The sequence below is a fragment of the Halomicronema hongdechloris C2206 genome (assembly GCF_002075285.3).
GTDB lineage: Bacteria > Cyanobacteriota > Cyanobacteriia > Phormidesmidales > Phormidesmidaceae > Halomicronema_B > Halomicronema_B hongdechloris.
This window is the reverse complement of record NZ_CP021983.2, coordinates 2,782,372-2,796,829: the sequence shown is the minus strand read 5'-3', so window position 1 is coordinate 2,796,829 and position 14,458 is coordinate 2,782,372. Positions and strand designations below refer to the sequence as shown.

The 14,458-nt window shown below is 51.5% G+C and carries 14 protein-coding genes; 10 read left to right on the top strand and 4 right to left on the bottom strand.

The features are described 5' to 3' along the window. Positions 1–194: 194 nt before the first annotated feature. The 3 genes from XM38_RS12630 (at position 195) to XM38_RS25990 (ending at position 3,098) form a co-directional block, all read left to right on the top strand. Positions 195–677: a DM13 domain-containing protein gene (locus XM38_RS12630; protein ID WP_080811514.1), complete on the top strand. Its 483-nt coding sequence runs from the start codon at positions 195–197 to the stop codon at positions 675–677. A 1,186-nt stretch (positions 678–1,863) separates the two neighbouring features. Beyond that, complete coding sequence (locus tag XM38_RS12625; protein ID WP_080811516.1) at positions 1,864–2,940, top strand: AAA family ATPase; 1,077 nt, start codon at positions 1,864–1,866, stop codon at positions 2,938–2,940. 2 nt (positions 2,941–2,942) lie between these two features. Beyond that, positions 2,943–3,098 (top strand): hypothetical protein, encoded by a 156-nt coding sequence (locus XM38_RS25990; RefSeq protein ID WP_187329393.1) that lies wholly within the window; start codon positions 2,943–2,945, stop codon positions 3,096–3,098. Between the two features lies 1 nt (position 3,099). Here the strand turns inward: XM38_RS25990 and XM38_RS28950 are convergent. Then, positions 3,100–4,160 (bottom strand): IS630 family transposase gene (locus XM38_RS28950; RefSeq protein ID WP_088431532.1). Its coding sequence is split into 2 segments (ribosomal slippage): positions 3,100–3,698 and positions 3,698–4,160, totalling 1,062 coding nucleotides; the frame shifts between segments, so codons are not numbered across the junction. 248 nt (positions 4,161–4,408) lie between these two features. Here XM38_RS28950 and XM38_RS28945 point away from each other — a divergent pair. Beyond that, positions 4,409–4,723: a DUF3226 domain-containing protein gene (locus XM38_RS28945; RefSeq protein ID WP_391540810.1), complete on the top strand. Its 315-nt coding sequence runs from the start codon at positions 4,409–4,411 to the stop codon at positions 4,721–4,723. A 331-nt stretch (positions 4,724–5,054) separates the two neighbouring features. Then, a complete protein-coding gene (locus XM38_RS12615) occupies positions 5,055–5,672 on the top strand; it encodes a hypothetical protein (protein ID WP_080811519.1) in 618 nt (205 codons plus the stop codon). 373 nt (positions 5,673–6,045) lie between these two features. Here the strand turns inward: XM38_RS12615 and XM38_RS12610 are convergent, their stop codons facing one another. Together XM38_RS12610 and XM38_RS12605 are read right to left on the bottom strand one after the other, a co-directional pair. Next, entirely contained in the window at positions 6,046–7,503 is a 1,458-nt protein-coding gene (locus tag XM38_RS12610) for a cyclic nucleotide-binding domain-containing protein (protein ID WP_080811521.1), read from the bottom strand. Between the two features lie 99 nt (positions 7,504–7,602). Continuing rightward, entirely contained in the window at positions 7,603–7,893 is a 291-nt protein-coding gene (locus tag XM38_RS12605; protein WP_080811523.1) for a hypothetical protein, read from the bottom strand. A 693-nt stretch (positions 7,894–8,586) separates the two neighbouring features. Here XM38_RS12605 and XM38_RS12600 point away from each other — a divergent pair. From XM38_RS12600 to XM38_RS12590, 3 genes are all read left to right on the top strand, one after another. Continuing rightward, on the top strand, positions 8,587–9,192 hold the full coding sequence (locus XM38_RS12600) for a 3-isopropylmalate dehydratase small subunit (protein ID WP_080814354.1): 606 nt from the start codon (positions 8,587–8,589) through the stop codon (positions 9,190–9,192). A 323-nt stretch (positions 9,193–9,515) separates the two neighbouring features. Beyond that, on the top strand, positions 9,516–9,719 hold the full coding sequence (locus XM38_RS12595; RefSeq protein WP_080811527.1) for a heavy-metal-associated domain-containing protein: 204 nt from the start codon (positions 9,516–9,518) through the stop codon (positions 9,717–9,719). A gap of 62 nt (positions 9,720–9,781) precedes the next feature. Then, positions 9,782–12,052 (top strand): heavy metal translocating P-type ATPase, encoded by a 2,271-nt coding sequence (locus XM38_RS12590; RefSeq protein ID WP_088430028.1) that lies wholly within the window; start codon positions 9,782–9,784, stop codon positions 12,050–12,052. A gap of 27 nt (positions 12,053–12,079) precedes the next feature. Here the strand turns inward: XM38_RS12590 and XM38_RS12585 are convergent, their stop codons facing one another. Continuing rightward, positions 12,080–12,688 carry a Uma2 family endonuclease gene (locus XM38_RS12585; protein WP_080811579.1) on the bottom strand — a complete coding sequence of 203 codons (609 nt, stop codon included), beginning with the start codon at positions 12,686–12,688 and terminating at the stop codon, positions 12,080–12,082. A 469-nt stretch (positions 12,689–13,157) separates the two neighbouring features. On the opposite strand from XM38_RS12585, the gene XM38_RS12580 reads away from it, so the two are divergent. Both XM38_RS12580 and XM38_RS12575 read left to right on the top strand, forming a co-directional pair. Beyond that, the gene (locus XM38_RS12580; RefSeq protein WP_080811531.1) at positions 13,158–13,487 is read left to right on the top strand and encodes a DUF6883 domain-containing protein; all 330 of its coding nucleotides are present in this window, start codon (positions 13,158–13,160) and stop codon (positions 13,485–13,487) included. Further along, on the top strand, positions 13,484–13,810 hold the full coding sequence (locus XM38_RS12575; protein ID WP_080811533.1) for a DUF4926 domain-containing protein: 327 nt from the start codon (positions 13,484–13,486) through the stop codon (positions 13,808–13,810). The genes XM38_RS12580 and XM38_RS12575 overlap by 4 nt, the downstream gene beginning before the upstream one ends. The last annotated feature ends 648 nt before the right edge of the window (positions 13,811–14,458 follow it).

The window sequence follows — 14,458 nt, the reverse complement described above, 5'->3', positions numbered from 1 at the left end:
CTCAAAGGGAAGGCTCTAGGGAATAGTGCAATTCCTGGCAAAGTGTGACGGCCATCGTCTTATCCTTCATCAAATTTTCAGCCAATGCTCAAAATTTCTCAGACAGCTATCAACCTTTCCTCAATCGAGCCGCCCAGGATAGGGATGGTTTCGATGGCAATTCACAGCATTGACATCATTACGGAGACTTATCCATGCGTCGTCTTGCACTAGCTACTCTATCAGTTCTGGCCTTAGGCACCGTTGCCACCACCGCGGCCAATGGCATCAAACCCATAGACATGAACGCCCTCATCCATCCAACCGCCAGTGCCTCCTCCCTGACCACTCCCACCCAACTGGCTGCAGCCCAGACTGCAGGAGAGTTCGTCACTGTCGAACAAGACCATGCCACCACCGGCACCGCCAGCATCGTCACCGAAGGCGACCAGCGGTATCTGGTCTTTGACGACGCCTTCGATACGGCTCGGGGACCCGACGTGCAGGTGGTGCTTTACACTGGCTCTACGGTACCCGTCAATCTAGAGGAAGGGGATTACGTTACCCTAGCGCCGTTGCAGAGTTTCGAGGGAACCCAACGGTATCTGATCCCTGATGATATCGATCTAGAGGACTATCAAGCCGTCGGCATCTGGTGCCGCCAGTTCAACGTCACCTTCGGCTACGCTCCCCTCTAGTCGGCTGCTAGTACGGCCTGTGCTCAGACCTGGTAGCAAGTTGCGATTGGGAAAGCCCATCGCGAAGATCTCCCCCAATCCCTCAGCTCCTTACCGTGTACATCGTCACCATGTACATCCCGAGTAAGAGGGATTGGGGGATTTTCATACTGCGAAGGCCTCAGAATTTATGTAGATCCAGTAGCTCTGTACTCTTCTTGCGGAGACGGCATTAGCACAAGCGGAAGCGGCTCGAGCAGCAGAGGCGCAACGACGGCAGCGAGGGCAGGAAGAAGCAGCAAAAGCGCGGTGCCAGACTGTGATCGCAAAACAGCAATAGCAGATAGCTAAAGACCAAGAAGCAGACGCCAAGCGGCAGAGAGATATTGCTGAAGAGCAAACTAAAATTGCTCAAGCCAATGAAGCCAGAGCCAAAACCCAGCAGTAGATCGCCCTAGGGCGCTAACTCACCGCTCAAGCTGAAGTATTCCAGAACGCCCCGACCAAACCCCCAGAAGTACGCTGCTAGCCATTGCCGCGATTCGGCATAAACCCGGTGCCCCGTCCATTTAGGGAGGTAGCAATACCGCAATAGGCTGCCATGGTGGCGGTTGCTCTATTCTCGGAGAAGAGCTAGCCATCCAGGTGAGGGCAAGCCCTCTTGTATATTACAAACACATTTAGCTAGTTTGGGTCTAAGAGAGTCGAACCAGACTTCACAAAATCAATAGCTCCTAACGCCTGCTGAATCGGCAGGGTAGTGAGCTACCCCCATTGGTTGCCAGCTACAGTAAGATAAACCAATGCCAATACTGGCTGCCTAATTGACGAGTGTGATGGCATCATGGAATTCTCCAACATCTATAAAGTCGATATCCAAAAGACATGTGAAGCAGCTAGATCTTCAGCGTGTACGGCTTATCAGCAATTCCAGTTTATTTGACAGACACTACCATACTTTCCTCTGGGACAGGTAATTACCACTGTGAATTGGCAAAACAGATTTAAATTGGGTCTTCCGGCTAGGGTATGCAATACAGCCCCGAAAATCGCTAGAATCTTTACGGTGCAGGATTTTGCAGCATTCGTGACTCTGTTTGAGTTTCTAAGGCCTACAAGTATTGCTACATAAGGGATTCGAGGTTTTTAGTAATGCAGTCAGCATAGTTTAGTCCAAAGAGCCTTTAAATTTTTCCCGTAATCAATCATGCTATCTAGTTTTCAAATCAGGAATTTTCGATGCTTCCAAGAGCTTAAATTCGATTCACTGTCCAGGATAAACTTGATCGGAGGAAAAAATAATACTGGAAAAACAACACTCCTTGAATCCTTATTTCTGAGTTTAGGACCCAATAATCCAGAACTACTCATTAGACTCAATGCCTTCAGAGGAATTCAACAATTTAGAATTCAAAATAGCTCTCTATTAGAAGGTCCCTGGAAGTGGCTATTCAGAGATGCAAGAATTAATTCCATGATCGAAATTATTGAACGATATACCGAAAGCGAAGAAAGAAGACTGACTATAGCCTATTCCAAGTTCAATCAAAGTATTCTAGATATAAAAGGCTCAGCAGAAGACATCCCCCAAGCCTTGACAACATCTGAGGATATCGCGGGCAAAGAGATATTACTGACATATTCCATTGCAGAGGAAGTATATAAATCAAGACTTTTCACAGGCATAAAAGGCGAGCTTGAGATAGAAAGAGCGGGGGGAATACCCCTTCAGAAAGGTATATTTTTATCTTCTCGTACAAGATCACCCTCTGAAGAGGCAGAAAGATTTAGCAAGGCTGAAAAAGAAAATAAGCAAGATTTCATTCTACGTTCTCTACGTTTTGTGGAACCTAGAATAAAGCGCCTGACTCTATTGCTAGAAAGCGGTCAACCAATGATCTTTTCAGACATTGGAATTGGGGAGCTAGTTCCTCTTAACTTTATGGGAGAAGGACTGTCAAGATTACTCTCAATCTTACTAGCCATAATTGATGCCTCCAATGGCAGAGTACTTATTGATGAAGTTGAAAATGGTCTACATTACTCTGTCTTAGAAGATGCATGGAAGGCCATTCAACAAGCAGCGCAAGATTCAAATGTTCAAGTATTTGCCACAACTCATAGTCTTGAGTGTATTCGAGCTGCCCATAGAGCTTTTAGCAATGATGAGGAGTATGACTTCAGCTATCATAGAATTGACCGCAAAGATGGCTCACTTAAGGCTAAGACTTACGATTGTGAAACTATTTCTACATCCATTGACATGAATTTTGAAATGCGTTGATAATGGTTGCTAATACCACTCTATCTCAAATTAAGGATTTAAACAAACCAAAGCTCATTATTGGAGAAGGAATTGATGAGCGTAATTTTTTACAAGCTTTTATAAGATTTCTGAGTATTGATGATGTTGAAGCAGAGGAATATAGCAATCCCAGTTGATTTATGAACAAGGTGAATATTCTTCTATTTTAGAAAAATCGAACTTTTGATGATCTATAAAGAACTCAAACAGATACTTTACAGCGGGGAAAGAACGACACAACCTCCAAAATCTTCTCAATGAATTTTTGGCTTGTAACCAAACATCTTCCACTGGATTTTGTTCTGGTGAATTGGGTGCAAATAGAATACATTTGAATTGCCATTCTGTCTCTTCCTTCCCATGATTGACTGTAGCTAAAAAATCTTTGATCTCTTGTGACTTATGATAACTAGCGCCATCCCAAATTAATGCGATTTGCTTCCCAGGATTTTGTTCCTGCAAGTACTTCATAAAAGCAACTGTATTCTCTCCATTCCCTTTCTCGTAAGGATGCAAAATAAATTCTTTTGTTTGATAGTTTAATGCGCCATAATATGTTTGCCTGATTCTCTCGTTTGTAATAGGGATTTCGATTCGCATATCTGTCTTGCCCCAGACATATCCACAAACATCACCCCAAAGGAGATGACACTCATCCAAAAAAAGTACAATCAATTCCCCAGACTCAATTTTGAACTGGTTTTGACGGATAAATCCTTGGATTTCTTCTCTTTTTTTTTGACTAGAGCTGGATCAGATTTCGGGTTGGTTTTTTGAGATTTCTTCCAACTAATACCTGCTTCCGAAAAAAGTGTATAGTAGCTTTGCTTAGACTTGTAAATCACATCATAATGTTCATCTAAATATGAAACTAATTCATCAAAGTTCCAGTAGTTTCTGGTTCTCAGCCACGAGATAATTTCTGTACGATCATCTGGGGTTAGGTAACTTTTTGATCCTTGGTAGCCGAGTTTAATACCTTCAATGCCTTGTGCTTCGAATCTGTTCTTCCAATATGTAATAAAAGACTTGTTTATTCCCAGAAATTTGGTAATCTTAAAATATGGCTCACCCTCCAATGCCATTTTTACAGCCAATGCTCGCTTAAGCTCTCTTGAATCAGGATTACTACTTATAAAGTCTGATAGAATAGCACGATTATCTACTTTTTGTTGGTGTTCTAATTGAAAACTATTCATGAGTACAACTGTATTGACAGCTTGATGATATTTATATACTACCCATTCTAAACTCATTTAGGGTTGCTATATGGGGGAAAAGATAATCTTAGAAGTTATTTGAAATCGCTTAAGGTTAGGCCAGGATTTGATGATTTATCTAGTATTGGAATTACTAGAGACGCAGATGATTCATGTAATTCTTCTTTCCAAAGTGTTAGGGAAGCTTTACGCAAGAACAGTTTCTCTGCCCCCAATAGTCTTAGTTCCTGTGGCCCAGGAGAACTGGAGAACTAAAGACCTCGATACTTATTTTGCCGAATTCTTCAGGCCCAGGAATGTTAGAGGATTTATGCCTGTCATCTATCTCTCAATATGAGGCCAGATGTATTGATCAATATCTTCAATGTGTTTATGATTGCACTAGTCAGCTTCCAAGTGCTTTATCAAAAGCAAAGATTCACGCTTGGTTAGCTACACGATCAAAACCTGACAGACGATTAGGAGAAGCTGCATTAAAAGGATATTTCGATTTCAACAACTCAGCCTTTGAGCGGATCAAACAATTTATATTGGACCTTTGAAAAGATTTCTTCATAACCTAGGTCGCAACACCTCAGACAGTTTTTGACAGCTAACGAGAGTCACGAGTTGCAACGCTTTCACAAAAAATTGTCCGGAATATTACGTCGGCAGATCAGAGGATTTATAGGGGGTGTGCATTGCCTTTGCTGAATGATACTCGTCATTTACTCAATGCCCACCGTTTCAAAGAATTGGTGGGCAAGCCCAGAACCTCGAGCGTTGCTGAGATTAGCGGCCATGAATTTGCCCGCCCTACCCACTCAGCAACGCCAATAATGATGCCATCCCGCCCATAGGCGATAATGAGGCTGTATTGGCACCCCCACCGCGATGACCAACAGCAACAACCGCCTAGACCGCATTGAAACCATCTTGGCCAACCTGGCAGAACAGCAAGCGGCCAACGATGCCTCCCACCACCAGAGCCTCACCAGACTAGAAGCCCTGGTCGAATCCAACGCCAGGACCATTGAGGCCAACAGCAACGACATCACTGCTGTACAACAACGGCAAGAAGCCTATGAGGCCTTCCATCACCAAGCCCTCACCAGACTAGAAGCCCTGGTCGAATCCAGTGCCAGGACCATTGAGGCCAACAGCAACGAGATTGTCGCCATACAACGACGACAAGAACAGGGCGACCAGCAGTTACGCACCTCCATTGATGATGTGGTGGAGATGATCGGTAACCTAGGGCAGCACATCGACGAGTCCCAGCAGCAGCAGGCTGAGCGACAGGCCGAAACCGACCAGTTGCTGCAGCGACTGGCAGCCCAACAGGCCGAAACCGATCAACGATTCAATACCCTACTCGCCGATGCCAGGGCCGATCGCCAACGGGCAGCGGAACGAGATGCCGCCAATGCCGCCGAGCATCAGGCTTTTCAACAGATTGTTCAAACCATGCTGGCGGAGATCACTCGGTTGTGGCAACGACTGGCGGGTTGATGCTGCCGCTGCCCTAGTCCCCTAGCGCTCTCTTCATGAGGGACTTCTAGCTCGTGGTTATCGCTGATGCTGTAGCGATTTGTATCGATAGCCTAATACGAAATCTGGTTAATCAACCTGGGAAAACGTTTATCTGTCATTGCTCTGAAAATAGACACGATTTTCATCGTTTGGTGTGGCGCGTCAGCGCCATGGACGATTCCCGCATAGGCGGGAATCTAGGGCAAAAATCTCGACTAGGTCCGGAGTGCTCGACCTGGATTCCGGGTCGCGCTGCGCTTGCCTGGAATGACGCATTGCAGTTGTTATAAATCACCGTAATGTCGGTCATCTTAGCGGATTTGATATCAGTAGTCCGTCTTTCTCTCTGCTGCTAGAGGCTAAAAATTTCTTTGAGGCGGCGGCTGGCCCAGAGCACCGGATTGGCATCGGTGTCGGCAATGTCAATGCCGTCGGCCCGCAGTTGTTGCTGGCGCTCTGCCAGTTCTTGTTGATGGTGTTCTAGGGCTTGTAGGATAGCATCGGCCAGTTGTGGATACTGATGCAAGAGCAGCGAAAATCCCTGGCGATGGATCACAAATACCAGGGTCGGCTCGACGGTTTTGGCGGTGGCGGTGCGGGGGATGCCTAGCAGCAGGGCGACCTCGCCAAAAAACTGTCCAGCCCCCAAGGAGGCTAAGGTGGCTTGGGTCGTCTCGGCAATGATGTCTACCTGCCCCTCCAGGACAATATAAAAGGCGTCGCCGCTGTCGCCTTCTCGAAACAAGACGGTGTTGGGCAGCAGACGGCGATGGTGGCCAATTTCGATCAAGCGACGCAGTTCTAAATCACTAAACTGCTCGAAGTAGCTGACTGACCGCAGTAGATCTCGTAGGGCGGGGGGATGCGGCGGCGGCTTGGGGGCAGTGGCGGTGGGGGCTGAGGTGCGCTCTTGTCGCTCGATCAGGCGTTTGATTAGATCTTCGGAACTGCGCACCCAGATGTCGTGCTGGGCGCAGGCCAGTTCTAGCCCCTGTTGCCGCAGGAGATATTCGATGGTGAAGTTGAGGGCACTCTGGACGTCGAAGCGGCGAGAAAATTCCACCCATACCCAGAGCTCGAAGTCTAGGGATTCTTCGCCGAAGCCTTGGAAGAAGACCTTGGGCATGGGTTCGCTGAGGACGGCGGGTTCTAGATAGGCTGCCTTCAGCAGGGTTTCGGTCACGGCCATGGGATCACTGCCGTAGACGATGCCGACAGGCAAGCGCAGACGACTGACTGGGCTCTCGTAGCTCCAGTTGAGGATGCGGCGAGAGATTAACTCATTGTTGGGAATGACGACATCGCCGTTATCCAGGGTGCGAATGATGGTGGAGCGCAACTTGACTTCCTGGATGGTGCCCATCAGGCCGCTGAAATTGTGGTCGTCTAGCTCGATGAAGTCGTTGACTTTGAGGTTGCGCTCAAACAAGACAATCAGGCCGCTGACAAAGTCGTTGGTGATGGTTTGCAAGCCGAAGCCAATGCCGACTCCTAAGCCCCCCAGGATGATGCCCAGGGAGGTGAGTTGAAAGCCTAGGTTCTGCAGGGCAACGATAGTTGCGATCGCACCGAAGCCATAACTGGCAATCGTGGCAATGACCTCTCGATTGCTGGCATCCAGGTTCAGGGGACTGAGTATGCGGTGCTTGAGAAACCGTTTCACCAGCCCCATGGCCAGGACGATCAAGATCAGAGCCACCACCAACAGGAGCAGCGAGAATACGGTGATGACGTTCTCATCCAGCCGAATCAGCGGCGTCGTGAATACTGAGATCAGCCACTCGAGCAGTTGCCGAATGAAATGCATCATAGTTGCCAGGGGAGGGATCGCTGCTCCTGTTTAGAGCATAGGGGATGGGGTTGCCCCTCGTCTGGTGCACCGATGCCCCTGACCCACTAATCATCGAGTTTAGACATCCGGTTGATGGGCGTAGCGTTCCTCTAACCAAGCTCGAATCTCTTGCTCTGACTGGGACATGATCGAGCGACGGGTGAGGGGATCATAGGCCTGCCACACTACATTACCGGCGGCATCGTGGCGTTGGTAAATTCGCGGGGCGTTGCGATCGCGAGTCAACCACTCCACTACTGCCGTCGCCAGGGCCTGGGTCCAGCGAGACAGACCATAGCGAAACCGAGACGGAGACTGATGATACAGTCGCTCCAAGATTTCCCGTTGCAGATAGGATGTAGAGTGCATAGAACTACCTCCTGGGCAGAGCTAAGGGAGATGTCAGGCATCATTCAAAGGCAGCTTCCGGCCGGACTGCAGTGCAGCCCAAAGGCGGGTACCTAGCAGCAATACCCTGGCGCTGGCCTAACTCGGTTGCCTAAAACATGTCCAGTACATCCTTACCCTAGAGTTTCCCTTCCACAGAGATCCAAGCATGGGGCCAATGCTATCCATCGACGATAACGATAAGATAGCCCGACAAGCGGTTCACCCTGGTCGTAGGCCGAAGCAGGCGCGAAGCTAGGACTCCCGGGGGAAGCGAAGACTTACTGCTGCGCCCTGGACTTTGAGTCCAGGACATTAATGTCCTGGCGGTTGAAGTGGGTAGACCCAGTTCTGAAGGCAACATGAGAAGTGCTGCGAAAGCTCTTCCAGGTAGGAGTCTGAGATAATCTCACCTAACTACCCGAGAGACCCACTACCGTCATTCCCGCGGCGGCGGGAATCCAGGGAACAAACCTCGGCTTTGGCTCAGAGTACTCTGCCTGGATTCCGGGTCGTGCTGCGCTTGCCCGGAATGACGGGATTCGGTTTCGCAGTAAGTCTGCTACCTCGAGAGACGGTAGTGGTCTGAGATAATCTCACGTGACTACCCTCTTCAATAACTGAAAAGCAAGGTGAATTCCGCTAGAATGAAGAGCCGACGGAAAGGATGAGACTATGGCTCAGGCCGTTGCCAGCATCACAGGGCAGGGAATCCCCCTACAGGGAGATGATATTGACACCGACCGCATCATCCCAGCCCGGTTCCTGCGCTGTACCAGCTTCGATGGCCTTGGAGAGCAAGTCTTCGCCGATGACCGAGCCTCTACTCAGGGCCAACATCCCTTCGACCAGCCCCAATTCCAGGCAGCCAAGATTCTAGTCGTCAACCGCAACTTCGGCTGTGGTTCCTCCCGGGAGCATGCTCCTCAAGCCATTGCCCGATGGGGCATTACCGCCCTGGTGGGCGAAAGCTTCGCGGAAATCTTCTTTGGCAACTGTGTGGCCATGGGTATTCCCTGCGTCACTGCGCCGACCCAGGCCGTGCGCCAGCTGCAACAGGCCATTAGCAGCACTCCTGATTTGTCGCTACAGCTGAACCTAGACACTCTGCAGTTGCAATACGGTGATACCTCCCTGGCCGTATCGCTGCCAGAAGGCGCCCGTAAGGTCTTTCTAGAAGGTAACTGGGATGCCTGCGCTCAACTCGTGGCCCAAGCCGAAGCAATTCGGGCCACCGCCGCCAACCTTCCCTACCTGCAATGGGGTCGCCTTTCGGCTTAGCTAGGACCTAGTCAGGGCATTGCAGCCCGGATCAACGCTCAAGTCCGCTACCTAAACAGGCCGAGATAAATCTGCCTCAGCACAATCGCTTATTCGCCATTCCAGATAAACGCCGTGCAGTGGGAACTGGTATATTCCCACTGCGGTACTGGAGGCGGTGGCGAAGCACTCAGTGATTCCTTAAACCGGGCCATTAGACGATCCATCATGTCCTCCGCTGACTAGTCAGCGCCATGGTAGGCAGGGGCCAAGGCCATCCTCCCTTGACCCTCTAGTAGGCTGGAGTGTTTAAGCTAAAGGTAATCGTAGATCGAGTATTTCCTATGCAAACGTTGACCCTAACGGTGCCTGATATGGCCTGCGCCGCCTGTGCCGAGACCATCACCAAAGCAGTCCAAGCCATCGATACGAAGGCATCGGTGCAAGCCAACCCAGACACCAAGGCCGTCATTATCAACAGCGCTAACGACCCCAACGCCATCACTCAGGCCATCACCGATGCCGGGTATACCGTGGAGCAGGCATAACCACTACTCCAGGCAACAACCCTTTATCACGGCATCTCAATCTCTACCTCGCCAGCATTGCCATGAAATCCCTCTCGCTGAAATTGCAGGGCATGAGTTGTGCCGCCTGCGCCAGCACCATCGAAAAAGCCTTGAATCAGACTCCTGGGGTGATTGACGGGCAAGTCAACTTTGGTGCCGAACAGGCCCAGGTCAACTACGACCCCGATCGCACCAGCACCGATGCCATCGTGCACGCCGTGGAAGCCGCTGGCTACCAGGCCTTCCCTGCCACCTCAGCGACGGGAGAGGATGAGCTGGAAGCCGCCCAGCGTCAGGCCCAGCAAGATTTGACTTGGCGAGTTGCAGTCGGAGTCGTGGCCAGCATGCTGCTGATGTTGGGCATGGTGCCCATGGCGTTGCCCTGGCATCTGCCGTTTCTGCCCCCCTGGCTGCACCATCCCTGGACCCAGTTGATCCTGGCGACGCCGGTACTGGTTTGGTGCGGTCAACCCTTCTTCACCGGGGCCTGGAAAGCCCTGAAGCGGGGGAGTGCCGATATGAACAGCCTGATCGCCCTCGGCACCGGGGCGGCCTATATCTATTCCCTATTTCCCACTATTTTCCCTAATTGGTTTGCGGCCCAGGGACGTCCCGAGGTGTACTTCGAAGTCTCGGCCATGGTCATCACCCTGGTCTTGCTGGGGCGATTGCTAGAACACCGAGCCCGGCGGCAGACCTCAGCCGCCATTCGCAAACTCATGGGGTTACAGCCCCAAACCGCTCGGGTGCGTCGAGGGGACACCCTCGACACCCTACCGGTGGAGCAAGTGCAGTTGGGAGATATCGTGCTGGTGAAACCGGGGGAACAAATTCCTCTGGATGGGGAAGTGGTGCGGGGTCCCTCCACCGTCGATGAGTCTATGGTCACAGGCGAGAGTATCCCGGTGGAGAAAAGCGTTGGGGATGAGGTGATTGGCGCCACCCTGAATAAAACCGGTAGTCTGCAACTGCGAGTGACCCGGGTCGGCCAGGACACCACCCTGGCCCAGATCATTCGGCTGGTGCAGCAGGCCCAGGCCTCAAAAGCTCCCATCCAGAAGCTGGCGGATCAGGTAACCGCCATTTTTGTACCGGTGGTGCTGCTGATTGCGGCTGCCACCTGTGTCGTCTGGTTGCTGGCAACGGGAGAACTCTCCCTGGCCCTGATTAATACCGTGGGGGTGTTGATTATTGCCTGCCCCTGCGCCCTGGGGTTAGCCACACCCACCTCGATTATGGTGGCCACGGGCAAGGGGGCCGACTATGGGGTGCTCTTCAAGGGGGCCGATAGCCTGGAGCTGGCCCACAAGATTCAAACTGTCGTCTTGGATAAAACTGGCACGCTGACGGCAGGTCAACCCACCGTGAACAACTTCATTGCTGTCGAGGGCACAGCCCAGGGCAACGAACAGCAGCTGCTACGGTTAGCCGCTGCCCTGGAGCACTATTCCGAGCATCCCTTGGCCGAAGCAGTGGTGCGCTATGCCCGAGATCAAGGGATACCCCAGTCGGACATTAATGCCTTGGACGTGACCGACTTTGCAGCGGTGACGGGCCGAGGGGTAACCGGTGAGATCGACGCGCATGCTGTTCGCTTGGGGACTCGGGATTGGCTAGTAGATCAGGGGCTGCCTGTCGAGGTAACCACGAAGCAGGGGACTTCCCTATCGGCCTACCAGGCAACCTGGGAACAAGCGGGGCAAACCGTGGTCTGGTTGGCCGTTGATGGCAATGTCGTGGCCCTATTTGGCATTGCTGACACTTTAAAACCATCAGCTGCTGAAGCCGTGGATCGCCTCAAGCGTCTGGGGCTGACGGTAGCCATGCTGACTGGAGATAACCCCCAAACGGCCCGAGCCATTGCCCGCCAGGCCCACATCACCGATGTAAAAGCCCAGGTGCGTCCCGATGGTAAAGCCGACGCGATTCAGGCGTTTCAGGCCAAGAGCCGAAAAGTGGCCATGGTGGGAGACGGCATTAACGACGCCCCGGCTCTGGCCCAGGCCGATGTGGGCATGGCCATTGGCACCGGTACCGATGTGGCCATGGCCGCCAGTGACATTACCCTGATGACAGATGACCTCCACGGCATCGTCACCGCCATTCGCCTTAGCCGCGCTACCCTGGGCAATATTCGCCAGAATCTATTCTTCGCCTTTGTCTATAACAGTTTGGGCATTCCCATCGCCGCTGGAGTGTTATATCCGATTTGGGGATTGCAGCTGAGCCCAGTGCTGGCAGGGGCGGCGATGGCGTTGAGTTCGGTGTCGGTGGTGACCAATGCGTTGCGGCTGCGGCGGTTTCAACCGTGATGGTGCTCTGATGAGCAATCTGATTTATTATTGCCCGGCGGCAAAAATCTGATCGACAGTGAGTTGAAGACCGGGAAATGTGGGGGACGACAAGCGGGCGTTGCCCTGCAGTCGCTGCTTCCGATAGCGATCGCCCTCTAGGATACATAGGGTTAGCGTCGGCTGCTTGGGGGTGCCAATGTAGTCACGTCCACCTAAGCCGAGGTAATCAACAATCCAAAATTCTGGAATACCCAATAGTGCGTAGTCTTCTGTTTTACGGGCATAATCGTTTTGCCAATTGGAGCTTACGACTTCTATCACCACCTTGACAGAGCGCCCCTGGCAAATAACAGGTTCTTGCTGCCACAGGGGTTCTTGGCTCAGCTGAGACTGATCTAGAACAATCACGTCTGGGCGAAAGGTGGTGTCAGTTCCCAGCATTTTGATCAGGCAGCGGTAAGGAATGAGATAGGGGGCGTTTTGCTGATCGATGGCGACGTTGAGTTTACGCCCGATGAAGCCAGCGACTTGCTCGTGGAAGCCAGTAGGTTCCAAGTCAATAAGTTCTCCATCAATCAGTTCGTAGCGAACGTCGTCGCCGTAGTGCTCAATAAAGTCAGGCGCGGTCAGGAGTTTAGGCTGAAGTTGAACCATGGCGATGAATGACAAGGCTATAGGTACCATTAGAGCACCTCTACTTTCTTTATCGCGATGAGTTGAATCCCGAAAGTACTGTAATCCCGTCATTCCCGCCTCCGCGGGAATCCAGGGCGTTAACCTTGGCAAGGAAACAGAGCGCTCTGCCTGGATTGCGGGTGGCGCTGCGCTGGCCTAGATAGCGTCTCGCTGGGTAAGCGACGTGTCACCTCGACTCCGCTCGGTGACCGATTGTCGCTGGGTGAGCGGCTTGCCTTGAGCGTAGTCGAAAGGGTCGAACCCCAGCGGCTCAGAAAGCAGTCCGAGATATCGGCAATTGGCGTAGCCCTCTGCCTGGATTGCAGGTGGTGCTACGCTTGCCTGGAATGATTGGCAGGGAGCGGGAGTGTTTGCTCACGTTCACTATAGGTTCAGAGTAAGATACATTTGAGCCTATCATGAGCCCTACTACAGGTAATAGGTAGTCGTGCGATTGCCTCAAGACGCAATTATTGCCGAAGAAAAGCTAACCCGATATTTACTAGTTCCCTTACCCAAGGATGACAAATCTAAGTTTTTAGCCCAGGCAGGTTACGTAATCGATAACTGGCAACAGCTTGAGCAAGATTTACGGACCCAAGTTCTCTCACAACCGGCTGAGTTAGTGGAAACCACCCTCTACGGCAAGAAATATCGCATTCGTGCAGTCCTGACAGGACCTAATAAGAGAGTGCTCAGTGTAATCACAATTTGGATGATGACAGACGACACGACTAAGTTTGTAACCTTGGTCCCGGATAAAGGAGTGAGCCTATGAAGGTAACGTATCCGCTGTTTACTCAGGTTGCCTTGACAGAAGACCTCCCCGAGCATCACCTCAAACGGGGAGATATGGCAACAATCGTAGAACATTATCCTATGCCCACCGGGGAAGAGGATGGCTACAGCCTCGAAGGTTTCGACGTGCCAAACATCACCGTTGAAGTGTCTGCTTCACAGATCATGCCTATCAAACAGTGGCAGCACGAATCAGAGATTCTGGTGAAGTTACGTCGCCTGTCTCAATTGAGACAACGACAGCTAGAAGAGTATCTCGATTTTCTCCTACAGAAAGAGCAATCGGAGCGAAGGAGCGCTTGAGGTTGCTCTCATGGGGTAGAGTTCAGCTGGGTGAGTGGTGTGTCACCTCGACTCCGCTCGGTGACCGGTTGTCGCTCGGTGACCAGAGGCTAGCGGGGTGAGCGGAGGCTAGTGGGATGAGCGGCTTGCCTTGAGCGTAGTCGAAAGGGTCGAACCCCAGCGGCTCAGAAAGCAGTCCGAGATATCGGTAACTGGCGTAGCCCTCTGCCTGGATTCCGGGTGGCGCTACGCTTGCCCGAATGACGACTATCCTTATCGCGATGATGTTGAGGCCTGAAGAAAACGTACTCCCGTCATTCCCGCGGAGGCGGGAATCCAGTTACTGAAGAACAGTACCTAGGATATCTGCTGACGGCGAATACCTCTGCCTGGATTCCGGGTCGCGCTACGCTTGCCCGGAATGACGGCAGTCTTTTTCGCGGCAGGTTGGCTGTCTGAAAAACCTCATTGCTGTCATTCCCGCTTCTTGTGGAGCGTGCCCGGAGAGCATAGCGGGAATCCAGGTGTGTGGAGCTATGGATGGCGGAGTGTCTGCTGATACCATAGTCCTTTGCCCGGAATAGTGGGGCTCTAGCGACTGCCTCCAGAAAAAATTGATACCAGTGATATGAGAATTGCCTGAGGTGGGTAACCTACCCCAAGGATTAC